The following is a 25,814-nucleotide window of genomic DNA, read 5'->3' on the forward strand; positions in this document are numbered from 1 at the left end:
GTGGTCGACAGGGTCCGTACGGTCTATCTCGTCCTCATCGGGAGCGGGTACACAACCGGTCCCGACTCGTCACGAGGTGTGGCCCGGTGCCTCGCGGCACCGCACCCAGCTCTGCTGAGCTCAGCCCACGCGGATGAACTCGGGGCCGGAGCCCACGTACGCGGTGGTCTTCACGGTCTGGTTGCCGTTCCAGCCGCCGTGGATGGCCTGGCCGTTGCCGGCGTAGATGGCCACGTGGGCCACGCCCGCGCCGCCGTCGGCGTAGTAGGCGATGTCGCCGGCCTGGGCCTCAGCGGCGGAGACCGAGCGGCCCAGGGACTTGTAGCTCGCGGGCCAGCCGTGGTGGTTGATGCCCACGGCGCGCAGGGCGTTGGACACCAGCGCGGTGCAGTCCTGGTTCACGCCGATCTGGCCCTCGGCGGCACCGAGGATGCCCTGGCCGCTCACGGAGCCCGAGGCGGGCTTGGTCTGCTGGGTGGACTGCGTCGTCACGGTGCCGCCGGTGTTGCTGGCCTTGGCCTGGGTGTCACCGTAGCCCTGGACGTTGTGGTCGGCGACCTGGGAGTGCTGCTGCGCCGCGGTCTCGGCCTGCAGGGTCTGTGCGGTCGGCTCGGCGGCGTGACGGCCCTGCTGGGCCACCGGAGCGGCGGGGGCAGCGGTCTCGGCCACAGGGGTCACGGTCTCGGCCGCGGGGGTCACGGTCTCGGCGGCCGGGGCCACCTGGGGAGCCACCGGGGTCACGTCGGCCACGGGAGCGGCCTGGATCGCGGCGGGCTGCGCCGGGGCCTTGGCCTTCTCGGTCTTCTTCTCCTTGGCCTTCTCAGCCTTGTCGGCCTTGGCTGCGGGCTGTGCGGAGACGGTGTTCTCGGAGGCGGGAGCCTCGGACACGGCGGCGGCGGGAGCCTGCTCGTCAGCGTTCTGCGTGGCCTGCACGGACACGGTGGTGGCCAGCGCCAGGCCGGAGAAGGCGGCGACGGCGGCCACGGTGCGGGCCTTGCCGGCGAAGAGGCTCTTGGCGGAGTGGGAAGCGGTTTCGTTCGTCATGCGTGTGGTTTCCTAACACGTTCGTGTCCACCCAGGGCACGGAGGTGTGCAGTGACCGCGACGTTGTCAAACGCAGCTGCGGTTCACCGTCTGTGGGCGGTGCTTTTCTTCTCGTTCAGTCAGTTCGTGCGGCTCGGCCGGGCCCGCACGGTGCGTGCGAACGTCCCGGCGGCCGAGGATCGCGGTGCGATCCGTGGACCGACGGCGCAGGAGGCCGTCGGTCCCCTCAGATCACCGGACGCTGTAGAAGCCGTCCAGCTGCATGGCGTTCACGGAGTGAACCTGAGTGCCCTGCATGGGGTTGAGGGCGGAGATCATCTGGCCGTTGCCGATGTAGATCCCCACGTGCGAGCCGCCGTTCTGGGAGACCAGATCGCCGGGCTGCGGGTTGGAGGTCGGGGTGCCTGCGGCGAACTGGGCCCACGTGGTGCGGGGCAGGTTGATGCCGTTCTGCGCGTACACCCACTGGGTGAAGCCCGAGCAGTCCCAGGCCTTGAAGCCGGTGCCGCCCCAGACGTAGGCGCCGCCGATGCCCTGGTAGGCCGTGCCCACGGTGCCGCCGGCGGCGTGGTTGGACTGCGTGCTCACACCGGAGCTGGACGCCATGGTGTCCGCGGCCGGGGTGGTGTACGAGGTGTTGTAGGCCTCCAGCGAAGAAGTGGAGGAGGCGTAGGAGGTGGTGGACCCGAGGTCCACGACGCCCGCGGATGCCTGGGCGGGCATCGCGATGCCGGCCACGGCGGCACCGGCCGCCACGGTGGCGACGGTGGTGTTGCGCACGATGTGCGACGAGGCCTCAGCGCGGTGACGGGCAGAGTTGTTCTTCATGAAAGACATGTGTGTGTTCCTCCCTACGCCTGCGGGGTGAGCTGTCGGGTTCGGATGGGAGACATCCGGCCGCACGTGCTGGTGAGCCGTGCCGGCTTGACCCCTAGGATTCGACGGGCTGTCACGAATCCGGAAGTGGTTCCCCCGCTTCTGCCATGCGGATGTTCTGTGTACGGGTCCCGGTGCGCATGGCAGAACTCGGCGATCGCGTTCGGGAGTGCCGGATCCGACCAGTGATCGGCACGGAGACGACTGTACAGGACAGATCACGAAAAAGTCACGTTTTGGTTACAACCGGTCACGGATCGGGCACCAGTGCGTATCAAAGATCGCGATTGATTAGTTTTCAAGAATGAATTGCCATACCCGGGTATGACGACACGCAAGCCACGAAAGCCTCGCTGACAAGCCACGACGCCACGTATCAGGGCAGCAGCGGGCTCCGGATCCATGAGAACGTCCGTGACCATCCACACATCGGGAAGGTCACGGCCGCGAGGGCGTGCGGGGCGTCAGGACCCCGCAGGGGTGACCCTGATGGCGCGCGCCGTGGCGTCGTCGAGGTCCAGGGAGACGTCCGCGTCCAGGTTGGTGACGACCACCCGGTGCTGGTCCCCGGGGTTCGGCTCTGCGGTGACCCGCGAGCCGGTGAGGATCCCCGCCGAGCTGAGCATCTCGATCAGCTCGAGATCCGCCTGCACGACCTCCGGCAGCAGGCGCACGCGGTGCTCGGCGCCGTCGCCGGCCGCCGCGACGTCCCACAGCGTCAGGCCCCCGAAGGCCTCGGTGCCCTGCTCCCCCGCGCCGCGGCCCGGGATCGGGGTGCCGTACGGGGAGAGCTGCGGATCGCCCAGCAGGTCCACCAGGCGGCGCTCCACGCGTTCGCTCATCACGTGCTCCCAGCGGCACGCCTCCTCGTGCACGTGTGCCATGTCCAGCCCCACCACGTCAGCCAAAAGGCGCTCCGCGAGCCGGTGCTTGCGCATCACGGACACCGCGGTGGCGCGCCCGGTGGGGGTGAGTCGCAGCGAACGGTCCTGCGCGACGGACAGCAGTCCGTCCCGTTCCATGCGGGAGACCGTCTGGGACACCGTGGGGCCCGAGTGGTGCAGCCGCTCCACGATGCGGGCCCGCATGGGCGTGATGCCCTCCTCCTCGAGCTCCAGCACCGTCCGCAGGTACATCTCGGTGGTGTCGATCAGGTCGCCGCTCATGGTCCGTCCTCACAGTTCTGCGCACCACGGCGCGCGGGTCTACGGTCCCCGGTCGGGGTCGGTCCAGCCCAGGAATGATTCAGGACGATTGTAGCGAGGTGGCTCACGTCCGCCGGGCCCCGCGCCGCGTCATCGCCCGCGCCGGGGCTCCTCGCGGCACGCGTCGCATCCCGCGTCCCGGGCCCTGCCGGGCTCCGGGGCTTCCGCATCCCGGCGCCGCGCGTCATGGCATCCCGTGTCCCGGCACCCCGTGCACCTCGGGGCCGCGGAGACGGGCACAATGGGGAGACCCGCCCCCGCCCGCCCGCAAGGAGCCCTCGTGACCAGCACACCCGTGATCCCCGCCCACCTGCTGCCCGAGGACGGTCGCTTCGGCGCCGGCCCGTCGCGGGTGCGCCCCGAGCAGCTGGCGGCCCTCGCGCGTGAGGGGACCCGCCTGCTGGGCACGTCCCACCGCCAGAACCCGGTGAAGGACCTGGTGGCCCGCGTGCAGGCGGGTCTCGCGCGGTTCTTCGACCTCCCCGCCGGCTACGAGATGGTCCTGGGTCTGGGGGGTGCCAGCACCTTCTGGGACAGCGCGGCCTTCAGCCTGGTCCGCTCGCGCGCCGAGCACCTGGTGTTCGGCGAGTTCGGAGCGAAGTTCGCGAGCGTCACGGACCGCGCGCCGTTCCTGGAGCGCTCCCACGTGATCGAGGCCCCTGCGGGATCCCGCCCGGCAGGGCCCCGCCCGGAGGCGGGCGTGGACGTCTACGCGTGGCCGCAGAACGAGACCTCCACGGGCGTGGCCATGCCGGTGCGGCGGGTGCCGGTGGACGACGCCCTGACCGTGGTGGACGCCACGTCCGCCGCGGGTGGGATGGCCGTGGACCTCGCGCAGACGGACGTCTACTACTTCTCGCCCCAGAAGAACTTCGGCAGCGACGGCGGGATCTGGTTCGCCGCCTTCTCCCCCGCCGCCCTCGAACGGGTGGAGCGCATCGCGGCCTCCGACCGCTGGATCCCGGACGTCCTGTCCCTGGCCACGGCCGTGGAGAACTCCCGCAAGCACCAGACGTACAACACCCCGGCCCTCGCGGGCCTCGTGATGCTCGACGAGCAGGTGCGCTGGCTCAACGAGCAGGGCGGGCTGCAGTGGGCCGCCGCGCGCACCGCACAGTCCTCCTCGCTCGTCTACGAGTGGGCCGAGTCCAGTCCCGTGGCGCACCCGTTCGTGGCGGAGCCGGAGCACCGCTCCCCGGTGGTCTGCACGGTGGACTTCGACGACGCCGTGGACGCCGCCCGCGTGGCAGGCGTGCTGCGCGCCAACGGTGTGGTGGACGTGGACCCCTACCGCAAGCTGGGCCGCAACCAGCTGCGGATCGCCACGTTCGCGTCCGTCCCCCCGTCGGACGTGCGGGCGCTGCTGGAGTGCATCGACTGGACCGTGGCCGAGCTGGCCTGAGCGCGGACGCGACCGGGCGGCGTCGTCGGCTGCCGGGCCCGACGACGACGCGGGCTGCCGTTCGTGGCGACCCGTCCCGAGCGCCGTGGGGCCGAGACGGTGGGCGCCGCTCCGCCGGACGCCACCCCGCGGGGCGCTGCCAGCTGCCGGGGCCCGTTGCGGGGCTGGTGGCAGTTCCTGGCGAGTTGCCCGGTCCCGAGCGCGGCAGTGCGGGGGTGGTGGGCGCCGGGGTGGTGGACGCCGCCCCCGGGGGACTCCGTCAGCTTGCGGTCGAGGGCACCCCGGGACGCGGCGCCGCGTGCCGCCACGCGTACCACGCGCCGATGAGCGCGCCCGAGAGCCCGGCGAGCACCGCCGAGCCCATGCCCCAGCGCGCGCCGAGCGTGTCGGTGAGCCACCCCACCACGGGCGCACCGATGGGGGTGCCGCCCATGAAGATGGCCATGTACAGGCTCATGACCCGTCCGCGCATGGTGGGCGAGGTGGTGCTCTGCACGTAGGCGTTGGCGGTGGTCATGATGGTCAGGGAGGACACCCCGCACGGGACGAGCCACACCGCGAACAGCCACAGGGCGGGTGCCGTGGCGGCCCCCAGGCACGAGACCGCGAACGCCGCGCATCCGATGAAGACGTAGCGCAGACGGGCCCGCTCCCGCCGGGCCGAGAGCAGCGCACCGGTGACCGTGCCGACGGCCAGGACGGAGTTGAGCACACCGAACTCCTCGGAGCCCTGGCCGAACACGGATCCCGCCATGGCCGCGAGGTACACGGCGAAGTTCATGCCGAACGTGCCGATCATGAAGATGGTGCTCATCACGGCCACGAGGTCCGGGCGGTGCAGCACGTACCCCACGCCCTCGCGGATCTGGCCGCGGGCCCTCCGGGCGCGGGGGGACGGGCGCAGCCGCGTGCCGTCGATCAGCAGGATGGCCCAGATCATCGCCGCGAACGTGAGGGTGTTGAGCATGAACACCCACCCGGTGCCCACCGCGGCGACGAGCACGCCCGCTACGGCCGGCCCGATCAACCGCGCGGAGTTGAAGGAGGTGGAGTTCAGGGCCACGGCGTTGGACAGGTAAGTGTCCGGAACCATCTCGGAGACGAACGTCTGACGCACGGGGGCGTCGAAGGTGGCCACGATCCCCAGTGCCAGGGCAAATCCGTAGACCGTGCCCAGTTCCGCGACCCCGAGCAGCAGCAGGGCCCCGAGCGCCGCGGCGAGCAGCGCCATGACTCCCTGGGTGACCACGAGGATCCGCCGGCGGTCGTAGCGGTCCGCGAGCACGCCCGCGTAGGGCGCCAGCACGAGCTGCGGAACGAACTGCAGGGCCATGACCACGCCCATGGCCGTGGCGTCGTGGTCCGTGAGCTCGTCGAACACGAGCCACGACTGCGCGGTGCGCTGCATCCAGGTGCCGATGTTGGACACCAGTGCGCCCGTGAACCACAGGCGGTAGTTGCGGATGCGCAGGGACCGGAACATCCCGGTCCCCTCCGGTGCCGCGAGGTCCTCCCCCGCGGTCCCGGACCCGCCGACTACGATGACGCGCCGTCCTCGGAGGTCTCCGTGCGCTCCCCGTCCGTGCCGGGTGCACCGGATGCCCCGGCGCTCGCGCCGGTCTCCGCGGAGCCGCCCCGGGCGTCGCCATTGGAGCCGGCAGTGCCGCTCTCCGCGGGCCGCGCGGCATCGTCGTCCTGCCCGCCCTGTTCGTTGATGGCCTGCATGCGCTCCTCCCAGGGCACCCACGGGGGCGCGAGGAGGGAGCCGGGGCCGGAGAGCAGCCCGGACTCGCACACGGTGACGTGCTTGCTGCGCGGGGCGCGGGCGACCGTGGCGTACCAGGTCCAGCCGGGGTACCCGGGCAGCGTGCAGTCGAAGAGGTGGGTGAGCAGACGGTCCTCCTGGACCCGCACGCCCAGGTGCTCGCCGATCCCCCGGGCGTCGTGGGCTCCCGCCACCACGGCCTCACGGGCGAGGTCCACGGCGGCCGTGAGCACGGCGTCCTGCTTGGCGGCGCGGGTGCGGGTCCTGGGGCGGGTGGTCGCCCGGGCGGCCCGGCCACTCGTCGCCGCGGCTTCCTCGGCGGGGGCGGTGTCCGCCCCAACGGCGTCCGTGGGCGGGGTGCCGACGACGGCCCCCGGCGCGTCCTGGCGGGCCTCTGGCGAGGCCTCACCCTGACTGCCGCGCTCCCCGGTGCTCTGCTCGTTCTGCTGCTCCACCGGCTCAGACATCGAGCTCATCCGCCACGGTGCGCAGGATGGCCGCGATCTTGTGGCCGTGGGAACGGTCCGGGTAGCGCCCGCGGCGCAGCCCGTTGGACATCCCGTCCAGGAGCCTGATGAGGTCCTCGGTGAGCACGGCCATCTCCTCCGGCGGCTTGCGGGTGTTGCGGGCGACCGAGGGCGGCGCGCTCAGGACGGTGGCGGACAGCGCCTGCGCGCCGCGCTTGCCGTCGGCGATCCCGAAGTCCATCCGCGTGCCGGGCTTCACGGTGGTCACGCCCCTGGGCAGCGCCGACGAGTGCAGGAAGACTTCCTGGCCGTCGTCGGTGGCCAGGAAACCGAACCCCTTGTCTGCGTCGAACCACTTGACCTTGCCCGTGGGCACGCGGATCACCTCAGTCTCTCGTTGTCACGGTGCGGTCACCGCGCCCGGGGCGCGGCACCTTACGAACACCACAGTTTAGCCCTCGCGCGCCCGGGCGACAGTCCGGGTCCCGCGCGCACAACCCCCGCTTGCTACCTTGTGCTCATGCCTGAATCCACTGCCCCCACCACCCCCGCGACCTCCTCCCCCGGCGCGGCCCGCACCCCCGGGCGGGGCATTCCCCCGCTGCTCACCGTGGCCCTCGTGCTGGCCGGCCTGAGCGCCCTGTGCCTCGTGGCCGTCCTCGTGGCCGCCGCGGGGGGCCACGTGCTGTGGCGCGGTGTCACGCTCTTCCCCGCCGTGGTCCTCCCGGTCGCGTTCCTGCTGGTCTGCCTGCAGCTGCTGCGCGGGGCACGACGCCGCTCGGTGCGCTGAGCGGGCCCGGCGCCTGAACACCCGGGCCGGCAGCGGCGTCGTCGTACCGGACGGGGGCACGGCGCCCGTCCCGGCGACGCCAGCCCGCCGCGCTCGGGACCGTGCTCCCGGGGCGGCGGCCGGGACTCACGTGACTGCCGCCCAGGGAACCGCAGTCCCGCCGGACACGGCGATCCGCACCCACCCGTGGGGCACTCAGAAAGCGGCCGGACACACGCCAGGAAGCGTCCAGGAAACTCGGAGACAATGAGCGCATGAACGCGAAAACTCCCGAAGCGAAGCTGCTCGTCGTGGACGACGAGCCCAACATCCTTGAGCTGCTCGCCACGTCCCTGCGGTTCGCCGGGTTCGAGGTCGTCACCGCCGCCAACGGCCGGGACGCCCTGCTCAAGGCCGAGGCCGAGGACCCGGACCTCGCCGTGCTGGACGTGATGCTCCCGGACATCGACGGCTTCTCCGTGACCCGCAAGCTGCGCGCCGCCGGGCGCCACTTCCCCATCCTGTTCCTGACCGCCAAGGACGACACCGACGACAAGGTGGCCGGGCTGACCGTGGGCGGCGACGACTATGTCACCAAGCCCTTCAGCCTCGACGAGGTGGTCGCCCGCATCCGCGCGGTGCTGCGCCGCACCCAGCCGCTCGAGGAGGAGGACTCCCGCCTAAAGGTGGACGGCCTCGTCCTGGACGACGACGCCCACGAGGTCTTCCGCGGCGGGCGCGAGATCGACCTCTCCCCCACCGAGTTCAAGCTGCTGCGCTACCTCATGCTCAACCCCAACCGGGTGCTGTCCAAGGCGCAGATCCTGGACCACGTGTGGGAGTACGACTTCAACGGGGACGCCTCCATCGTGGAGTCCTACATCTCCTACCTGCGCCGCAAGATCGACAACGACCCCGAGCAGCCCTCCCTGATCCACACCAAGCGCGGCGTGGGCTACCTGCTGCGCTCCGCGGACAAGCGCCACTGAGTCCTTGAACCTCCTGGCCCGGCGGTTCCGCTCCGCGTCCCTGCGCTCCCAGCTCATGGCCCTCACGGGCGTGCTGCTGGCCGTCAGCATCCTGGTCACCACCCTGGTGGCCGTCTCGGTGCTGCGGGACTCGCTCGTGACCAGCATGGACCAGGAGCTGCGCCAGTCCATCCCCACGGTGGCCCCCGTGCTCACGGGTGCGCTGCAGGGGGACGTGAGCACCCCCGTGCCCACGTCCGGGTTCCTGCTCGACCGGGACGGACACGTGGTGGCCACGGCGCGCGGCGGGGCGGCGGCCTCCGGCGAGCAGCTGGACCCGGACCTCGGCGCCATGACGCTGGAGTACGTGATCGCCCACGACGGCCAGGCCGAGACCGTGGGATCCGTGGGGGCCTCCGAGCGCACGTGGCGCGTGGTGCCCACCAAGCTCACCATGTTCGACATGTCCGTGGTGGTGGCCGAGCCCCTGGACCGCACGAACACCATCATCTCCGGCGTGGGTCTGCTGACCTTCAGCTTCGGACTGGCCACCCTGATCGCCGCCATGACGGTGGGGTGGGTCATGGTCACACGTGCGTTCCAGCCGCTGCGCCAGGTGGAGGCCACCGCCGCACGGATCGCGGACGGTGACCTCTCCCAGCGCATGGAGGGCTACAACCCCCAGACCGAGATCGGGCAGCTCTCCACGTCCCTCAACGCCATGCTGGGCCACATCGAGGACGCCTTCGACGCCCGCACCCGCTCCGAGACCAAGCTGCGGCGCTTCGTGGCGGACGCCTCCCACGAGCTGCGCACGCCCCTGGTGTCCATCCGCGGCTACTCCGAGCTGTACCGCCACGGGGCCCTGCAGACGCCCGAGGACGTCGGCAAGGCCATGGACCGGATCGAGTCCGAGTCCAAGCGCATGACCCAGCTCGTGGAAGACCTGCTGACGCTGGCCCGGCTCGACGAGCGGCGCGTGGCGGCGACCCGCCCGGTGGACCTGCTGCACCTCGCCTACGACGCCGCCTCGGACGCCCACGCGACCGCACCCGACCGCACCGTGACCGTGCGGGGGCTCGCGGACTCCACCCCCGAGTCCGCATGGGTGCACGGGGACGAGTCCAAGCTGCGCCAGGTGGTGGCGAACCTGTTGACCAACGCGCTGCGCTACACCCCCGCGGGGTCGCCGCTCGAGCTCGCCGTGGGACTCGAACCCGCTGTGGACGGCCGGTTCACCGCCGTGCTGCAGGTCCGGGACCACGGCCCCGGCATCCACGGCCAGGACGCCGAGCGGGTCTTCGAGCGGTTCTACCGGGCGGACTCCTCCCGCACCCGGGAGACGGGCGGCACCGGCCTGGGGCTGTCGATCGTCGCGGCGATCATCGAGCAGCACGACGGCGCCGTGAAGCTCGAGGAGACCGAGGGCGGCGGCGCGACCTTCACCGTGCGGATCCCCCACACGGAACCTGTGGACGACGCCGCACCGGACGCCTAGAGCCCCAGGCCGGGGCTCCCCCTGCCGGCTCGCGCCCCGGCCCTCCTAGCGTGCAGTGCACCGGCACCCCGCCGGGACCCACCGTTCGCAGGAGGAACACCATGGCTCATTTCGTCGTCGACAGTGACACCATCGCCGCCAAGTCCCAGCAGGCCCACGGGCACATCGAGCGCCTCACCGCGGAGGTCAACGGCATGACCTCCACCCTCACGGACCTGCAGGGCTCCTGGACGGGCACGGCGTCCGCGAGCTTCCAGGAGGCGTTCCGCTCCTGGCGCTCCGCCCAGGCCCAGATGGAGCAGGCCGTGGCGCAGATCAACCAGGCCCTGGCCGCCGCAGGCACCCAGTACGCCGAGACGGAGGCCGCCAACACCCGGATGTTCGCCGGGTGAGCCGGGCTCAGTCCTCCGCGGTGACCTGGTGGAAGCGCAGCAGCCAGGGGCCCATCTCGTTGTGCTGGTCCTCGCGGACCCACACGGAGCTGCGGCGGGTCACCACGGAGGGCTCCTCGATCCGGTAGCTCAGGTGGTATACGTCCGCGGCCACCGCGGTGATGCGCACCTCCTCCAGCTCGCCGGCGGAGCGCACCCCCGGGAAGTCGGCGGCACCCGCAGTGTTACCGGAACGGTCGATGCACAGCACCCGGGGGTGCAGCAGCTCCCCGCCGGAGACCTGCGCGGAGCCCACGGCCGCCCCCTGGTGGTCCGCGGGCACGCACACCACAGCGCGTTCGCGCTGGACGGCGTCCGCCACGAGGTGGGGCGGCCAGGGCTGCGACTCCGGGGCCGCCGGGCCCGCCGGATCGGTTGCAGACAGAGCGGCGAGTTCGGTGAGGAGGTCGTGCGGGGCGGCGTCGTCCACCTCCGCGCGGTTGCGGTCCGATCGGGCGTTCTCCCGACCGGGCTCGTTCCCGGGAGCATCCGGGGCGGGGGTGGCCTCGTGGTCAGCGGTGCCCCTGACGGCTCCGGGACCAGCGCCGGGCCCCTGCTGTTCGCCCTGCTTCCCGGCCGAGGGGGACGCCGCCGGACTGGAGGACGCCTCGTCCCGGAATCCCGGCCCCACAGGCATCTGCGCGGGCGGGATCTTGCGCTGGTACGCCATGGCCATGGCCCGGGCCCGTTCGTCCGCGGCCTCGTTGAGCTCGTGGCCAGCATGGCCCTTGACCCACTCGAACGTGACCTTCCGCCCGGACAGCTCACGGTCCAGGGCCTTCATGATGTCCACGTTGAGCACGGGCTTGCCGTCGCGCTTCTTCCAGCCCTTCTTCTTCCACCCCGGCATCCACTTGGTCACCGAGTTGATCACGTACTGGCTGTCGCAGTACACCGTGAGCGCTTCGTCCCGGCGGTGGCGCGTGGCCTCCAGCAGGTCCAGCACGGCCGTGAGCTCGCCCATGTTGTTGGTGCCGTGCGCCCATCCTCCGGCCCGCCACGAGGTGGGGTCGATGTACCAGGCCCAGCCTGCCGGTCCGGGGTTGCCGAGCGCGGAGCCGTCCGCGGAAGCGATGATCGTCATGGCCCCATCCTCCCAAACCCACCCGACAGGCATAACGCCGCAGACCTCCGGGCCCCGGCCGGGACGGCGAGGGACCCCGGACGCGTGCTGCGCGTCCGGGGTCCCTCGACGGTCGCACCCGCGGAACGGGTGGGACTCCACGTCAGTGGAGTGGGATCACATCATGCCGCCCATGCCACCCATGGGATCGGCACCCGCGCCCGCACCGGCGGCCTCGGGCTCGGGCTTGTCCGCCACCACGGCCTCCGTGGTGAGGAACAGCCCGGCGATCGACGCCGCGTTCTGCAGCGCGGAACGGGTCACCTTGACGGGGTCGTTGATGCCCGCGGCCATGAGGTCCTCGTACTCGCCGGTGGCGGCGTTGAGGCCCCAGCCGGTCTCGAGCCCGCGCACCTTGTCGACCACCACGCCGGGCTCCATGCCCGCGTTGAGGGCGATCTGCTTGAGCGGGGCGTCGATGGCGACCTTGACGATGTTCGCACCGGTGGCCTCGTCACCCGAGAGGTTCAGGGAGTCGAAGACCTTGGCACCGGCCTGGATGAGGGCCACGCCACCGCCGGCGACGATGCCCTCCTCCACGGCTGCCTTGGCGTTGCGCACGGCGTCCTCGATGCGGTGCTTGCGCTCCTTGAGCTCCACCTCGGTGGCCGCACCGGCCTTGAGCACTGCCACGCCGCCAGCCAGCTTGGCCAGGCGCTCCTGCAGCTTCTCGCGGTCGTAGTCGGAGTCGGAGTTGTTGATCTCCGCGCGGATCTGCGCCACGCGGCCCTCGATCTCCTCCTGGGTGCCGGCGCCGTCCACGATGGTGGTCTCGTCCTTGGTGACGACGACCTTGCGGGCCTGGCCCAGCAGGTCGATCGTGGCGGACTCGAGGGACAGGCCGACCTCTTCGGTGATGACCTGACCGCCGGTGAGGATGGCGATGTCGGCGAGCTGGGCCTTGCGGCGGTCACCGAAGCCGGGGGCCTTCACGGCCACGGACTTCACGGCGCCTCGCATCTTGTTCAGCACCAGCATGGCCAGGGCCTCGCCGTCCACGTCCTCGGCGATGATCAGCAGCGGCTTGCCGGCCTGCATGACCTTCTCCAGCACGGGGACCAGGTCCTTCACGGCGGAGATCTTGGAGTTCACGATGAGGATGTAGGGATCCTCCAGAACGGCCTCCTGGCGGTCCGCGTCCGTGACGAAGTAGCCGGAGAGGTAGCCCTTGTCGAAGCGCATGCCCTCGGTCAGCTCGAGGTCCAGCCCGAAGGTGTTGGACTCCTCGACGGTGATGACGCCTTCCTTGCCGACCTTCTCCATGGCCTCGGCGATGAGCTTGCCGATCTCGGGGTCTGCGGCGGAGATAGACGCGGTGGCGGCGATCTCCTCCTCGGTCTCGATCTCCTTGGCGGAGGACAGCAGCTGCTCGGTCACGGAGGCCACGGCCTTCTCGATGCCGCGCTTGAGGGACAGCGGGTCCGCACCGGCGGCCACGTTGCGCAGGCCTTCCTTCACGAGGGCCTGGGCGAGCACGGTGGCCGTGGTGGTGCCGTCACCGGCGACGTCGTCGGTCTTCTTGGCGACCTCCTTGACGAGCTCGGCGCCGATCTTCTCGTACGGCTCCTCGAGCTCGATCTCCTTGGCGATGGAGACGCCGTCGTTGGTGATGGTGGGAGCGCCCCAGGACTTCTCCAGGACCACGTTGCGGCCGCGCGGGCCGAGCGTGACCTTGACGGCGTCCGCGAGGGTGTTCAGACCCTTCTCGAGGCCGCGGCGAGCTTCTTCGTCGAATGCGATCATCTTTGCCATGTGTGTCGTCCCTCCTGGACGGTTGACGAAAGAGACTGGTCACGATGCCCGCGACGGACGGTGTTCGCGCCGCAGTCCTCACCGCGCCGCGACCACCTCACCGTGATGTGGTTTTCACCCGTGCGCCGGGTGGCCGCCACCGGACCCGGTTAGCAGTCCACTCGACTGAGTGCTAATCCAATAGTGGCACTGCTGCGCGCGGAACCGCAAACGGTCTGCGTGTGGTGGGCTCAGGTTTCATTCCCGGCTGAACGCGGGCCCGCTCAGCCGCGCACGACGCCGCCCGCGAGCGTCGCGGACGCCCCCGGCCGTGCGGCGTCGGCCTGGGCGTCCTGGGCCGTGCGCGGGGCGTTGACGAAGCACACCGCACCGAGCACGAGGGCCAGCACCCCGGAGACGAGGACCGCGCGGAACTGCCGCGTGGAGCCCTCCCGCGCCCGGGGGTTGTGCCCCCGGTGGGCGCCCTGACGGGCGCCGTCCTCGGGGACGTCGTCGAACTCGTCGTGGGGGTACTCGCTCATGGTCTGGCCCTCCTGGACCCGTCGGCCGTCGTGGGAGCGCGGCGCTCGCGCGCGCCCCGGGACACTATCCCACGCACGGCGCGCTCAGCGCGTGCGGGCGCGGCGCAGCCGGGAGATCAGCATGGGGGCCTGGCGGGCTGCGGCCTCCGAGGAGATCAGGGCGTTGAGGCGCTGGTAGTAGTGCACGGGGCTGAGCCCCAGGCGGGAGCGGATCGCGGACTCCTTGGCGCCCCGGTACTTCCAGTGCTCGGACTCGAGCTCCAGGACGGCCCGGTCCAGCTCGTCGAGCTCCTCCCCCGTGGTAGACATGGCCTCAACCCTAGCGCGCGCCGCCCCGCCCCGCGCGCCGCCCCGCCCCAGGAGGTCCACCGTGAACGCCCCGCGCCCGCTGTCCGAGATCATGCACCCGCAGTGGGCCGCCGCCCTGGAACCGGTGGAGCCGCAGATCCGTGCGATGGGCGAGTTCCTGCGCGCGGAGCACGCCGCGGGCCGGCACACCCTGCCGGCCGGGGAGAACATCTTCCGGGCGTTCCGGGAGCCGCTGTCCGCGGTCAAGGTGCTGATCGTGGGCCAGGACCCCTACCCCACGCCCGGACACGCCATGGGCCTCTCGTTCTCGGTGGCCCCGGATGTCCGACCGGTCCCGCGGTCCCTACAGAACATCTACAAGGAGCTGCGCTCGGACCTGGGCATCGAGCCTCCCCCGCACGGGGACCTCTCCTCGTGGTCCGGACAGGGGGTCATGCTGCTCAACAGGGTGCTCACGGTGCAGGCGGGGGCGGCGGCGTCCCACCGGGGCAAGGGCTGGGAGGCGGTCTCGGAGTGCGCCATCCGCGCGCTCGGCGACCGCGGTGCGCCTCTCGTGGCCGTCCTGTGGGGCCGGGACGCCCGCGGCACCGCGGGCTGGCTGGGCGGGGCGCCCACGGTGGAGTCCGCGCACCCCTCGCCGCTGTCCGCGTCCCGGGGATTCTTCGGCTCCCGCCCGTTCTCGCGCACCAACGAGCTGCTGCGCGAGCAGGGTGCGGAGCCCGTCTCGTGGGAGCTGCCGGGTTAGGGTCCCCTAAGCTGGGTCCATGCCGAGGATTCCAGCACCCGCAGACCGCAAGCCCCAGCTCGACCTCACGGTCGTCGAGCAGATCCGTCTGGCCCCCGCCATGGTGCGCGTGGTGTGCCGCATCGACAACCCGGAGGACTTCCGGGACGTCCCCGCGCCCGAGAAGTACGTCAAGCTCCTGTTCTTCTCCCCGCAGACCCTGGCCGCCACCGCCCCCGGCGAGCTGCCGGACTACTGGGCGGTCCGCGAGAGCGCTCCCCCGCACGAGCAGCCCGTGTCCCGCCACATGACCCTGCGCCGGGTGGACGCCGCCGCGGCCACGGTCTGGATCGACGTCGCGCTGCACGGCAGCGAGGGCCACGCCGGGCCGTGGGCGGCGGCCGCGCGGTCGGGTGACCGGATCGTGGCCCTGGGCCCCGGCGGGAAGTGGGTTCCGGACCCCGCCGCCACCTGGAGCATCCTCGCGGGCGACGACGCCGCCGTCCCCGCCGTGCTCGCGAACCTCGAGGCCCTGCCGCACGACGCGCGCGGCGAGGCGGTCCTCGAGGTCCAGGACGCCTCCCACGAGCTCGACCTCTCCGACACGGCCGTCCCCGAGGGGGTGCGCGTGCGGTGGGTGCACCGGGCGGACGAGCGCCCGGGTGAGCGGGCGCTCGTCGTCGGGATCTCCGAGGCCGCGTGGCCCGAGGACCTCACGGGCGTGCAGGCGTTCGTGCACGGCGAGCGCGAGGCCGTGAAGGCCGCCCGCCGCGAGCTGTTCGAGGTGCGCGGCCTCGAGCGTGCGCAGGTGTCCCTGTCCGGCTACTGGGCGCGCGGACGCACCGAGGACGTGTTCCAGGCGGAGAAGAAGCTGCCCGTGGGCCAGATCCTCTAGGGCCCGCGCTCGGCGTTCAGCGGCGCCGGTTGCGGCGCTGCGAGAGGTGCTGCATCTGCTCGATGAACGGGCGCATGAGGTACTTGGCGAGCACCACGCCGGCGGCCAGCAGCACGATGGATGCCATGGCGTTGACCAGCTCGTTGATGCCCTGGCCCGGGGTCTCGGTCTGCACCGTCATGGCGTACATCCCGCGGAACAGGGTGAGTCCCGGCAGCAGGAAGGTCATGGCCGGGATCGCGAGCACGGCCTGGGGGATCTTGGAGCGGGCCGCGAGCAGGGCTGCCACGCATCCGCTGGCCACCGCGCCCACGCCCGTGGCGATCCGGCTGCCGGCGTCCACGAGACCCACCCCGTGGTAGAGCAGCAGCCCCGCGAAGGCCGCGGCCACGGCCGGGGGGATGTGCCGCGGCTTGACCTGCATGGACACCGCGATCAGGGCGGTGGAGACCAGCATGAACGCGATGTTCGTCAGCTTGCCCGTGGGGGTGAAGCTCGACTGCGAGATGTCGATGGGTGGCACCCCGAGCACGTTCACGGTCACGGACACCCCCAGGGCGATGCCCGCGACGATGCCGAGGAACGCCATGGCGGTGGAGAGCAGCCGCCCCGCCGCGGTCACGGGGAACCCGTTGATGGCGTCCTGCATGGTGGAGACCATGCGCGTGGTGGGCAGGAGCATGATCAGACCGCCCGCGATCACCGTGGGCGGTGACAGCGGCACCCCGAGGGCGGAGACCACGATGGCCACGAGCGTGACCACGAAGGCGTTGGCGGCGAGCGAGAAGAACTCGGGGATCCGCCACGCGCTGAGCTTGGCCGTGACCACCTGCACCACGGCGGCCGAGGCCACGGCCACGGACGCCCCCACCCAGGACGCCCCGAGGGCCAGCGCCAGGGTTCCGGCCACGAGCACGGTGGCGGCCGTGACCATCCAGCGGGCGTAGGGCTTGGGCCGCGCGTTGATCTCCGCGAGCTCCCGCTCCGCCCGGCGCAGCGGCATCTCGCCCTCGATGATGCGGATCACGAGCTGGTGGGTGTCCGCCAGGCCCGAGTAGTTGTCCGTCCACGAGCGCACCACACGCATCACGGTGTGGCTGGAGGTCGCGGAGTCCCCCCAGGGGTCCTCCCCCGTGCGGGTGCTCCCCGAGCCGCGGATCTCCCCGGTGGTGCCGGGGGTGCCCGCGAACGACGACGCGCCCTCGCCGGTCTCCCCCTCGCTGCCCGCGGCGGCCGGGGCGAGCCCCGCGGCCGCGAGCTGGCCCGTGGCGGTGGTCTCGGCCACGTAGTTGATGGTCACGGACTGGTTGGTGATGTCCACCTCGAGGTTTTCCACCCCGTATGTGGCGCACACCGCGATGATGGCGTTCTCCACGTCCAGGGCGTCCGCCCCGTAGTGGAACATGGTCTCCGCGAGGCGCAGGGCGAAGTTCAGGGTCCGCCGGGCCTGCCGGTCGGAGCCGTCGCCGAACTTGCGCAGGTGGCGGAACGGCGTGGCGGTGAGACGGTCCACCACGCGCATGGGGGCCGTGGGGGCGGCGTCGCCCTGCACGAGCGAGCGGAATAGGGACCGGGGGGCCTTCGGCGGGTCCACCCGGGCGGCGGGGTACACGGCCCGGGGGATCGCGGTGGTGGCCGGGGCGATCTCGTGCTCGACCGTCTCCGGGCGCTCCACCGGCGAGGCCGCCGGGGTGCTGCTGCGCCGGGAGGTGGTGCCGATCGGCTCGGTGAGCGCGGCGGGGACCCCGCCGCGGTGGCCCTGTCCCGCGCGGTCCGCGGCGATCTGACCGGGGGTGAGCACGGGCAGGGCGGAGACGCGGGTGGACCCCGCGGTGGCCGACTGCCCGGTGCGCAGTGTCCGCGGCCCGCCCGTGCGGGGGGCGGCGGCACGGGGGTCCGTGTGCGGGTGCGATGCGGCGCGCGCAAGGGCCTGGGCCGCCTGCTCCTCCGTAGGGCGCGGCAGGGGACGCCCACGACGGCGCGGGGCCGTGGGCCGTACGGCCTCCCGCAGGGCCGTGTCACCGCCCGGGCCGAAGGGCTGGCCGTCCGCCGAGGGGCGGGCCGTGGCCTCCCCCGAGGACGGGTAGCCCTGGTGGGCCATGTGGATCAGCTGCTCGTTCACGCTCACGTCGGATGAACCTTCCCTGCCGCCGCGGGCACTGCTCAGGTCTGGTGTGGCGGCGGCCGCGGCCCGGGGCCGTGGGGCGGCCGCCCCGTGGTCTCGTCAGGGTGCCGCGGCCGGGCTGGCGCCGGTCAGTAGAACGGCTGGCCCGTGCGGCGCACCCACAGCTGGCGCTGGACCTTCTCCGCCACGCTGGTCCACACAGCGTATTTCGCGCGGCTGAGCGGCTGGTCCCAAACACCTGCGTAGTCCACGACAGTCTTCGTGAAGCTCGTCTTGAACAGCCCCAGCCCGTAGTAGTGGTGCTCCTTGTTCTTGAGCTGGTCCGAGGGCGGGGTGCCGCAGAAGTCGTACTGCACGATCCCGTGGTCCTGCTTCAGGTCCGTGATGGCGGACCACTGCACCAGGTGGGAGTCCCCGTACTGCTTGCGGCGGGGCTTGGACCCGCCGTCCTTGTACGTGCCCTTGGAGCCGTAGGCGATCACGTACGCGCCCACGGAGGGCTTGCCGTCCTCGTAGGTGAAGTACAGACGTCCCTGGCCGCGCTCGGCGAAGTTCGTCCAGAACGCCCGGTAGTACTCGTAGGAGCGCAGGTTCACCTGGGCGTGGCCCTGGCCCACGGAGTCCATCAGGGCATACATCGCCCGCATGTTCTCCTCGGTGAGGGGAACCTGCTCCACCTCGCAGCCCTCGCGGATCGCGCGGCGCACGGCGTTGCGCCCGCGCGAGTGCAGGGACTTCAGCAGCGCCTTCTCGTCCATGTCCGTGTTGAGCACGGCGGTGGAGTCGTTGGGCTGGATCTCGAAGGACTTCACGAGTCCCGCCCGAGCCAGCACCCCGGCGGCATAGTCCGAGGCGAGGATCTCGGGCTCGTACTTGATGGCGAACACTCCCTTGGCCGCGCCGGCCACGAAGCGCTCGTTGGCAGCCACGATGCCCGGGACGTCCTCCACGGACTCCACGTCCGGGCCCTTGATCATGTACCAGAGCCGGCCGAGGGCGGGCACCTTCTTCTCCAGCACCAGGTTGTAGCTCGCGCGGGAGCCGTCCGAGGGTTCGTAGACCACGTGCCGGGGCGTCCAGCCGTGGTCCTTCTTCACCTCGGCGAACGCCTCCGACTGCAGCAGGTTGCCACCCGACGGGTTGGCCGTGACGTGGGCGTCCCACTCGGCGATCTCCTGGGCGGTGGCAAAACGTGCCGTGAATTCTCGCAAGGCTCTCTCAATCCTGTACCGCGGGACGTGCTCTGACGTTGGGCGGCGCCGAGCGTGCCCGGCGCCGCCTCACATGGTATCCCGCCGCGCTCAGGCGAGGCCGGGGTTGCGGGAGCGTGAGTCGTCGTCCGGGTCCACGTTGCCGGGCTCGGGAGCCGGGTCCCGCCGCGTGTGCTGCGCGCCGGGGCTCGTCCCGGGCTCGCCCTCCGGCCGGCGGCTCGCCCCCGGGGAGGCGTCCGCGGGATCCTGCGGCGCGGCGTCGTCGCCCGTCCGCACGGCGCCCGGGGACGACGACGCCGCTGCACCTCGTACGCGCGCGGAGCCCACCGAGGAGCCGCCCACGCCGGCGTACTCGCGGTCCGCGGCGGGGACCACCCCGCCCGGGGTCAGCGGCCCGCGGTCGTGGAACACGTACTTGCCGGGGTGGCCCGCTGAGAAGCGGTCGGGATCGGCGTAGTCCCAGTCCTCGCCCCATCCGCCCTTGACGCCCTCAAACAGCTCGCGCGGGCGCAGCCACTGGTAGAGGGACTCGTAGGAGATGGACTGGGTGGCGGTCACCTTGCGGCGCAGCATCTCCCGGGTGAGCTCCTCGGGGTGGTCGCAGCCCATCGTGGCGATGATCTGGCCCGCCTCCTCCACCGTGAGGCGGTGGTAGCGCTCCACCCGGTCGCCCTTGTCCTCGACGTCCAGGGCGCGGTAGAGCCGCGGGTTCTGCGTGGTGACGCCCACGGGACACTTGTTGGTGTGGCACGCCTGGGCCTGGATGCAGCCCACCGCCATCATCATGGCCCGGGCGCTCATGCAGAAGTCCGCGCCCTGGATGATGTGGCGCACGATGTCGTGGCCCGAGGTGATCTTCCCGGCGCACCCGAGCTTGATGCGCTCGCGCAGCCCCGCTCCCACCAGGGCGTTGTGCACCAGGATCAGGCCCTCCACGAGCGGGGTGCCCACGTGGTCCTGGTACTCCAGCGGGGCCGCGCCCGTGCCGCCCTCGGCGCCGTCCACCACGATGAAGTCCGGGGTGACCCCCTCCTCGATCATGGCCTTGCAGATGGCCAGGAACTCCACGCGGGAGCCCACGCACAGCTTGAAGCCGACGGGCTTTCCGTGGGAGAGCTCCCGCAGCCGGGCCACAAAGCGGATCAGCTCGCGCGGCGTCGTGAAAGCGGAGTGGCTCGCCGGGGAGATGCAGGTCTGCCCCTCGGGCACGCCGCGGGCCGCGGCGATCTCCGCCGTGACCTTGGCCCCGGGCAGCACACCGCCGAGGCCGGGCTTGGCGCCCTGGGAGAGCTTGATGTTCACGGCCTTGACCTGGGGCAGGTTGGCCTTGCGCCGGAACTGCTCGGGGTCGAAATTGCCGTTCTCGTCGCGCGTGCCGAAGTACCCGGAGCCGAACTCCCAGATGATGTCCGCGTCGTGGACGAGGTGGTACTCGGTGAGCCCGCCCTCACCCGTCTCCTGGGCGAAGCCGCCGAGGGCCGCACCCTTGTTCATGGCCAGCACGGCGTTCTTGGACAGCGAGCCGAAGCTCATGGCGGAGATGTTGAGCAGGGACGCGTCGTAGGGCTGCCGGCAGTCCGGCCCGCCCAGGCGCACCCGGTGCTCGTCCTCGGGAGCGGCCCGGGGAGCCACGGACTGCACGAAGTACTCGTAGCCGGGCTCGTTGACGTCCAGCTCGGTGCCGAACGCCTTGTCCCCCTTGAACCCCTTGGCACGGGAGTAGACCAGGGAGCGCTGGTCCCGGTCGAAGGGCTTGCCGTCGTAGTTGCGCTCAATGAAGTACTGCTGGATCTCCGGTCGGATCTTCTCCAGGAAGAAGCGCATGTGCCCGAGCACGGGGAAGTTGCGCAGCACCGAGTGCCTGCGCTGCGTGGCGTCCCGGACGGCCACGAGCAGCAGGAGGAGGAAGAGGACGGCGGGGAACCACCATCCCCAGGGACCGAGCACGGCCGCCAGGACCGTGGCGAGGGTGGCGAGCGTGAGGCCGCCGAGGATCAGGAGACGCACCATGGGAACACCGTACCCCTCGGCCGCGGCGCGGTTCCTTTCGCCCGCCCCCGCGACGTCGCGGGCGCGGCACCGACTCCCGCGGCGCCCCGTTCCCGGCGCCCTGCTCCGCCACACCGCGCCCGGGGACCCCGCCCGGAACACCGGGATGGCAACGCCGGGGCCGCGGCGCCACAGCTCCGGGCGGTCCGGTCGGGACCGCGGGCCCCGCGGCGTCGCGCCCACAGCGACGGACGCCGGGTGCCTGTGGTGGGCACCCGGCGTCCGGCCGGTGGGCTCAGCTCACTCGGCGTCGAGGTCCGTCTCGATGATGCCCGCGAGGTGCGCGAGCGCCTCCTCGGCGCCCTCGCCCTCGGCGGCGAGGACCACCCTGTCCCCGTGCGAGGCGCCCAGGGACATCAGGGACAGCACGGACGAGGCGTCCATGCCCTCCTCGGCATCCTCGCCCTCGGCGCGAATGGTGATCTCGAGGTTCTCGTACTCCCCCGCGGCCTCGGCGAAGATCGCGGCGGGGCGGGCGTGCAGCCCCACGCGGGAGGCCACGGTGGCGGTGCGTTCGGTCATGTCAGCTCCTGTTCGGGTTGTGGTGCTCGGTGGTTGCGGTGGTGCTCCGGCCCGTCACAGGCCGAGTTCGGCGAGCGCGGGCAGCTCCGCCCGCACGGCGTCCCTCGCCTCCTGGGGCCCGGTGGCCCCCAGGGCGAGCTCCGCCAGCCGCCGGGTCTGTGCGGTGTCCACGGTGCGCAGCACGGCGGCGACCGCCGCGAGGGAGCGCGCGCTCATGGACAGGGTGTCCACGCCGAGCCCCACGAGCACCACCGCGAGCGCGGGGTCCGCGGCCGCCTCGCCGCACACCCCCACGTTCTTGGGGGTGCCCGTGGAGCGCGTGGCGGACGCCGCCCCGCGGGTCACGCACTCGACCATGCGCAGCACGGCCGGCTGCCACGGCGAGTTCAGCTCAGCCAGGGAGCCGAGCATCCGGTCCGCGGCCATCGTGTACTGCGTGAGGTCGTTGGTGCCCAGGGACACGAAGTCCACGCGGTCCAGGATCTGCTCGGCGGTCAGGGCGGCGGCCGGTGTCTCGACCATCACGCCGCACGTGCGCAGCCCGGCCTCGTGCGCAAGGTCCTGGAAGCGCACGGCCTCGGCCACGGTGGCGATCATGGGGGCCATGACCCACACGTCCGCGGTGGTCTGCTGCGCGGCGGCCGCAATGGCCTCCAGCTGCCGGGAGAGCACGCCGGGCGTGGTGCTGTCCGTGCGGTAGCCGCGCACGCCCAGCGCGGGGTTGGGCTCGGTGGCGTCCGTGAGGAACGGCAGGGGCTTGTCCGCTCCCGCGTCCAGGGTGCGCACCACCACCTTGCGGCCCTCGAACGCCGCCAGCACCTCGGCGTAGGCCTCCGCCTGCTCGGCGACGGAGGGTTCGGTGTCCCGCCCGAGGAAGCAGAACTCGGTGCGCAGCAGTCCCACGCCCTGGGCGCCGGCCTCCGCGGCGGCGCGGGCGTCGTCGCCGGCACCCACGTTGGCCAGCAGCGGCACGGTGGTGCCGTCCGCGAGCTGCCCGCTGCCGTCGAACGAGGCGAGCTGCTCGCTGGCCCGCCGCCACCCGGCCACGGCCTCCTCCTGCTCCGGACCGGGAGCGGTGAGCACGGTTCCGGCCGCACCGTCCACGAACACGGGCTGACCGCCGGACAGCTCTAGCACCCCCGGCGCGGCGACCACGGCGGGCAGGCCCAGGTTGCGGGCGAGGATGGCCGTGTGGGACTGCGGCCCGCCGGACTCCGTGACCAGGGCAAGCACGACGTCCGGGTCGAGCACCGCGGTGTCCGCCGGGGCGAGGTCCTCGGCCGCGAGCACGAACGGCTCGCGGCGCTGGGGCACTCCCGGGGCGTCCTCGCCGCGCAGCTGCGCGACGATCCGGGCGCGCACGTCCTCGATGTCCGCGGCGCGCTCGGCCATGTAGCCGCCCATCGCGCGCATCTGCTCCGCGTAGGCCGTGGCAGCCTGCCACAGGGCGCGCTCGGGGCTCAGCTGCTGGGTGGTCACGAGCTTGCCCGCGTTCTTGGTCAGGGCCCGGTCCCCCGCCATGAGCGCGGTGGCCTTGAGGACCTCCGCGGCGGACTCGGAACGGGCGCGGGACGCGCGCTCCGTGAGCTCGGCCCGCACCGCGAGGGCGGCGGCCTTGAGCCGGTCCACGGCCGCGTCGGGGTCGCCCGTGAGGGGGTCCCCGACCGGGGGCTCGGTGACGGCGGGGGCCATGTGCACGAGGGGCGCGATGACCCGCCCGGGGCTCACCCCCACGCCGTGCAGGATCTGCTGGCCGGGCTCCTCCCGGCGGGTGTCGTCCTTCATGGTCATCACGCTCCCACGCTCTGCTGCGTCTGCGGAACCCCGGGGATCTCCCCGGCGTGCTCCTTGGCGCGCCCCACCCGCTTGAGGAGGGTGACGAGCACGCCGGTGATCAGGGTGCCCACCACCACGCTGAGCAGGAAGGCCCCGGGCCCGTGGATCACGGGCAGGATGAACACGCCGCCGTGCGGTGCGGCCGAGGCCACGCCGAAGGCCATGCTCATGGCCCCCGTGACCACGCCGCCCACCATGGACGCGGGGATCACGCGCAGGGGATCCGCCGCGGCGAAGGGGATGGCGCCCTCCGAGATGAAGGAGGCCCCGAGCAGCCACGAGGTCTTGCCGTTCTCGCGCTCCGCGGCGGTGAAGTACTTACGCCCGAGCACGGTGGACGCCAGGGCCAGGCCCAGCGGGGGCACCATGCCCGCGGCGATCACGGCGGCCATGATCTCCTGCGGCGCGGAGTTGGTGGCGGTCGCGGTGCCCAGCCCGGCCACGGCGAAGGAGTAGGCCACCTTGTTGATGGGTCCCCCCAGGTCCGAGCACATCATCAGGCCGAGCACGGCCCCCAGGGCCACGGCGGACGCCCCGCTCATCCCGGAGAGCAGCCCGGTCAGCCAGGTCATGAACGCCGCGATGGGCCCGCCGACCACCAGGAAGAGCAGACCGCCCGCGAACAGCGAGGCCAGCAGCGGGATGATCACCACCGGCATCAGCGAACCCAGCCAGCGTGGCAGCCGCGGCAGACTCAGCCAGTACGCGCACAGGCCCGCGAGCAGACCTCCCACGATGCCGCCGATGAACCCGGCACCCATGAAGTTGGCCACGAGCCCCGCCGCGAAGCCCGGGGCGATGCCCGGCCGGTCCTCGAGCCCGTAGGCGATGTAGCCCGCGAGCGCGGGCACCAGCAGGCTCATGGCCAGGTTTCCGGTCTTGAACAGCACCGCGCCCAGGTACATGGACAAGGACACGTCCCCCAGGTTGCCCAGGGTGGCGGTCTGCAGGATGTGGTCGGCCTGCTGCGCCACCTCCACAGGGTCCGCCATCATGAACGCGATGGCCATGAGCAGCCCGCCCGCGGCCACGAACGGGATCATGTAGCTCACGCCCGTCATCACGGCCTTGCGGATCCGGGTGCCCCAGCCCTCGCTGCCGGTCAGGGCGTCGGCGGTGTCCGTGCCGTCCCCGGTGACCCTGGGGGCCCGGGGGTCCTCAGCGGCGGCGAGCGCCTCCTCGATCATCTCCCGAGGCTCGTCGATGCCCCGCTTCACGGCGGAGGCGATGTAGGGCAGCCCGGCGAAGCGGGTGCGCTCGCGCACGTCCACGTCCGTGGCGAAGATGACGGCCTCGGCCTGCGCGATCACCTGCGGGTCCAGGCGCGTGGCGCCCGAGGAGCCCTGGGTCTCGACCTGCAGCTCCACCCCCATCTCCTGCGCCGTGTTCGCGAGGGCGTCCGCGGCCATGTAGGTGTGCGCGATCCCCGTGGGGCACGCGGTGACGGCCACGAGCCGACGCGGCCCGCGCTGCTCACCGCCCGTCCCTGCGGTCCGGTCCTCGGGGGAGCCGTTGGCCACGAACGACGCCGCCGCGGCACCTCCCACGGCACCCGCGCTCGCGGCCGTGCCCGGGTCGGCGCCGAGCGCACCGGTGGACGGGGACTGCGGATCCCCGGCGAGGGGCGCCGCGCCGGTCTCCCCGGCGGCGTCGCCAGCCCCCGCGGCTGAGGTGCCACCCCCGGTTCCGGGCGCCGACGACGCGGTGCCGGAGGCCACGGTGCCCGGCGACGCCGTGCCCGGCGCGGTCGCGGCGGAGGAACCCGACGCGCCGGTGGTGGTACCACCGGCGGCCGGGTCCGCGCCCCCGGCAGCGGGCCGAGCGGCGTCGTCCGGGACGGGTCCCAGACCCAGGGCGCCGTCGACGATGCCCACGACCTCCTCCGGGGTGGTGGCCGCGCGCAGGGACGCGACGAACGGCTTCTTCATGAGCGAGCGGGCGAGCTTGGACAGCAGCTTGAGGTGCTCCTGGTCCGCGCCCGCGGGGGCCGCGATGAAGAACACGACGTCCGCCGGACCGTCCTTGGCGCCGAAGTCCACCGGGGGTGCGAGCCGCGCCATGACCAGCGTGGCCCGCGTGACGGCCTCGGACCGGCAGTGCGGGATGCCGATGCCGCCCGGGATGCCCGTGGCGTTCTTGGCCTCGCGAGCCAGGGCGTCCGCGGCGAGCGAGTCCGCGTCGCGCGCTCGGCCCTGCCGGTGGACGGTCGCGGCGAGCTCACGGATCACGCTGTCCGTGGACCCGCCCAGGTCCCGGTCCAGCAGGACCAGGTCCGGTGTGATGAGATCTGACATGTCGGTGCTCCTCGGGTACGGGCCGGTG

Annotated in this window: 23 protein-coding genes and 1 riboswitch; of the genes, 7 read left to right on the forward strand and 16 right to left on the reverse strand. The window is 72.4% G+C overall.

Going from position 1 to position 25,814, the window contains the following annotated elements:
- Positions 1-120: 120 nt before the first annotated feature.
- The 3 genes from KRH_RS08985 to KRH_RS08995 form a co-directional block, all read right to left on the reverse strand.
- Positions 121-1,044, reverse strand: a complete 924-nt coding sequence (locus tag KRH_RS08985; protein WP_012398893.1) for a C40 family peptidase — start codon at positions 1,042-1,044, stop codon at positions 121-123.
- A 231-nt stretch (positions 1,045-1,275) separates the two neighbouring features.
- Positions 1,276-1,881 carry a C40 family peptidase gene (locus KRH_RS08990; protein ID WP_041297404.1) on the reverse strand — a complete coding sequence of 202 codons (606 nt, stop codon included), beginning with the start codon at positions 1,879-1,881 and terminating at the stop codon, positions 1,276-1,278.
- Between the two features lie 5 nt (positions 1,882-1,886).
- Positions 1,887-2,086: riboswitch (cyclic di-AMP (ydaO/yuaA leader) on the reverse strand.
- 298 nt (positions 2,087-2,384) lie between these two features.
- Positions 2,385-3,086 (reverse strand): metal-dependent transcriptional regulator, encoded by a 702-nt coding sequence (locus KRH_RS08995; RefSeq protein WP_012398895.1) that lies wholly within the window; start codon positions 3,084-3,086, stop codon positions 2,385-2,387.
- A gap of 280 nt (positions 3,087-3,366) precedes the next feature.
- On the opposite strand from KRH_RS08995, the gene serC reads away from it, so the two are divergent.
- Positions 3,367-4,527 (forward strand): phosphoserine transaminase, encoded by a 1,161-nt coding sequence (gene serC, locus KRH_RS09000; RefSeq protein ID WP_050738064.1) that lies wholly within the window; start codon positions 3,367-3,369, stop codon positions 4,525-4,527.
- Between the two features lie 259 nt (positions 4,528-4,786).
- Here the strand turns inward: serC and KRH_RS09005 are convergent, their stop codons facing one another.
- The 3 genes from KRH_RS09005 to KRH_RS09015 are packed head-to-tail and all read right to left on the reverse strand — an operon-like array spanning position 4,787 to position 7,135.
- The gene (locus tag KRH_RS09005; protein WP_012398897.1) at positions 4,787-6,010 is read right to left on the reverse strand and encodes an MFS transporter; all 1,224 of its coding nucleotides are present in this window, start codon (positions 6,008-6,010) and stop codon (positions 4,787-4,789) included.
- Between the two features lie 53 nt (positions 6,011-6,063).
- Positions 6,064-6,759: a DUF3027 domain-containing protein gene (locus tag KRH_RS11810; RefSeq protein WP_050738065.1), complete on the reverse strand. Its 696-nt coding sequence runs from the start codon at positions 6,757-6,759 to the stop codon at positions 6,064-6,066.
- On the reverse strand, positions 6,752-7,135 hold the full coding sequence (locus KRH_RS09015) for a cold-shock protein (RefSeq protein ID WP_012398899.1): 384 nt from the start codon (positions 7,133-7,135) through the stop codon (positions 6,752-6,754). The genes KRH_RS11810 and KRH_RS09015 overlap by 8 nt, the downstream gene beginning before the upstream one ends.
- A gap of 144 nt (positions 7,136-7,279) precedes the next feature.
- Here KRH_RS09015 and KRH_RS09020 point away from each other — a divergent pair, with 144 nt between their 5' ends.
- From KRH_RS09020 to KRH_RS09035, 4 genes are all read left to right on the forward strand, one after another.
- Positions 7,280-7,549, forward strand: a complete 270-nt coding sequence (locus tag KRH_RS09020; protein WP_012398900.1) for a hypothetical protein — start codon at positions 7,280-7,282, stop codon at positions 7,547-7,549.
- A 254-nt stretch (positions 7,550-7,803) separates the two neighbouring features.
- The gene (locus KRH_RS09025) at positions 7,804-8,517 is read left to right on the forward strand and encodes a response regulator transcription factor (RefSeq protein WP_012398901.1); all 714 of its coding nucleotides are present in this window, start codon (positions 7,804-7,806) and stop codon (positions 8,515-8,517) included.
- A gap of 4 nt (positions 8,518-8,521) precedes the next feature.
- Complete coding sequence (locus tag KRH_RS09030) at positions 8,522-9,994, forward strand: sensor histidine kinase (protein ID WP_012398902.1); 1,473 nt, start codon at positions 8,522-8,524, stop codon at positions 9,992-9,994.
- A 101-nt stretch (positions 9,995-10,095) separates the two neighbouring features.
- Positions 10,096-10,386, forward strand: coding sequence for a WXG100 family type VII secretion target (locus KRH_RS09035; protein ID WP_012398903.1), 291 nt, complete (start codon positions 10,096-10,098; stop codon positions 10,384-10,386).
- Positions 10,387-10,393: 7 nt separating this feature from the next.
- Here KRH_RS09035 and KRH_RS09040 read toward each other — a convergent pair whose 3' ends face one another.
- From KRH_RS09040 to KRH_RS09055, 4 genes are all read right to left on the reverse strand, one after another.
- On the reverse strand, positions 10,394-11,509 hold the full coding sequence (locus tag KRH_RS09040) for an RNase H family protein (RefSeq protein WP_012398904.1): 1,116 nt from the start codon (positions 11,507-11,509) through the stop codon (positions 10,394-10,396).
- 156 nt (positions 11,510-11,665) lie between these two features.
- The gene (gene groL / locus KRH_RS09045; RefSeq protein ID WP_012398905.1) at positions 11,666-13,300 is read right to left on the reverse strand and encodes a chaperonin GroEL; all 1,635 of its coding nucleotides are present in this window, start codon (positions 13,298-13,300) and stop codon (positions 11,666-11,668) included.
- 263 nt (positions 13,301-13,563) lie between these two features.
- Complete coding sequence (locus KRH_RS09050; RefSeq protein ID WP_012398906.1) at positions 13,564-13,821, reverse strand: hypothetical protein; 258 nt, start codon at positions 13,819-13,821, stop codon at positions 13,564-13,566.
- Between the two features lie 84 nt (positions 13,822-13,905).
- Entirely contained in the window at positions 13,906-14,130 is a 225-nt protein-coding gene (locus KRH_RS09055; protein WP_012398907.1) for a DUF3263 domain-containing protein, read from the reverse strand.
- A 61-nt stretch (positions 14,131-14,191) separates the two neighbouring features.
- On the opposite strand from KRH_RS09055, the gene KRH_RS09060 reads away from it, so the two are divergent.
- Together KRH_RS09060 and KRH_RS09065 are read left to right on the forward strand one after the other, a co-directional pair.
- Positions 14,192-14,875 carry a uracil-DNA glycosylase gene (locus KRH_RS09060; protein WP_012398908.1) on the forward strand — a complete coding sequence of 228 codons (684 nt, stop codon included), beginning with the start codon at positions 14,192-14,194 and terminating at the stop codon, positions 14,873-14,875.
- A gap of 19 nt (positions 14,876-14,894) precedes the next feature.
- Positions 14,895-15,749 (forward strand): siderophore-interacting protein, encoded by an 855-nt coding sequence (locus KRH_RS09065; protein WP_012398909.1) that lies wholly within the window; start codon positions 14,895-14,897, stop codon positions 15,747-15,749.
- Positions 15,750-15,765: 16 nt separating this feature from the next.
- Here the strand turns inward: KRH_RS09065 and KRH_RS09070 are convergent, their stop codons facing one another.
- The 6 genes from KRH_RS09070 to KRH_RS09095 form a co-directional block, all read right to left on the reverse strand.
- A complete protein-coding gene (locus tag KRH_RS09070) occupies positions 15,766-17,877 on the reverse strand; it encodes a threonine/serine exporter family protein (RefSeq protein WP_012398910.1) in 2,112 nt (703 codons plus the stop codon).
- A gap of 125 nt (positions 17,878-18,002) precedes the next feature.
- Positions 18,003-19,085 (reverse strand): lipid II:glycine glycyltransferase FemX, encoded by a 1,083-nt coding sequence (locus tag KRH_RS09075; RefSeq protein ID WP_012398911.1) that lies wholly within the window; start codon positions 19,083-19,085, stop codon positions 18,003-18,005.
- A gap of 90 nt (positions 19,086-19,175) precedes the next feature.
- Complete coding sequence (locus KRH_RS09080) at positions 19,176-21,095, reverse strand: FMN-binding glutamate synthase family protein (RefSeq protein ID WP_041297405.1); 1,920 nt, start codon at positions 21,093-21,095, stop codon at positions 19,176-19,178.
- Between the two features lie 279 nt (positions 21,096-21,374).
- Positions 21,375-21,656 carry an HPr family phosphocarrier protein gene (locus KRH_RS09085; protein WP_012398913.1) on the reverse strand — a complete coding sequence of 94 codons (282 nt, stop codon included), beginning with the start codon at positions 21,654-21,656 and terminating at the stop codon, positions 21,375-21,377.
- 54 nt (positions 21,657-21,710) lie between these two features.
- Complete coding sequence (gene ptsP, locus KRH_RS09090) at positions 21,711-23,447, reverse strand: phosphoenolpyruvate--protein phosphotransferase (RefSeq protein ID WP_012398914.1); 1,737 nt, start codon at positions 23,445-23,447, stop codon at positions 21,711-21,713.
- Positions 23,447-25,786 (reverse strand): PTS fructose transporter subunit IIABC, encoded by a 2,340-nt coding sequence (locus KRH_RS09095; RefSeq protein ID WP_012398915.1) that lies wholly within the window; start codon positions 25,784-25,786, stop codon positions 23,447-23,449. The genes ptsP and KRH_RS09095 overlap by 1 nt, the downstream gene beginning before the upstream one ends.
- Between the last annotated feature and the right edge of the window lie 28 nt (positions 25,787-25,814).

It is taken from the genome of Kocuria rhizophila DC2201 (genome assembly GCF_000010285.1).
In the GTDB taxonomy this organism is placed as follows: domain Bacteria; phylum Actinomycetota; class Actinomycetes; order Actinomycetales; family Micrococcaceae; genus Kocuria; species Kocuria rhizophila_A.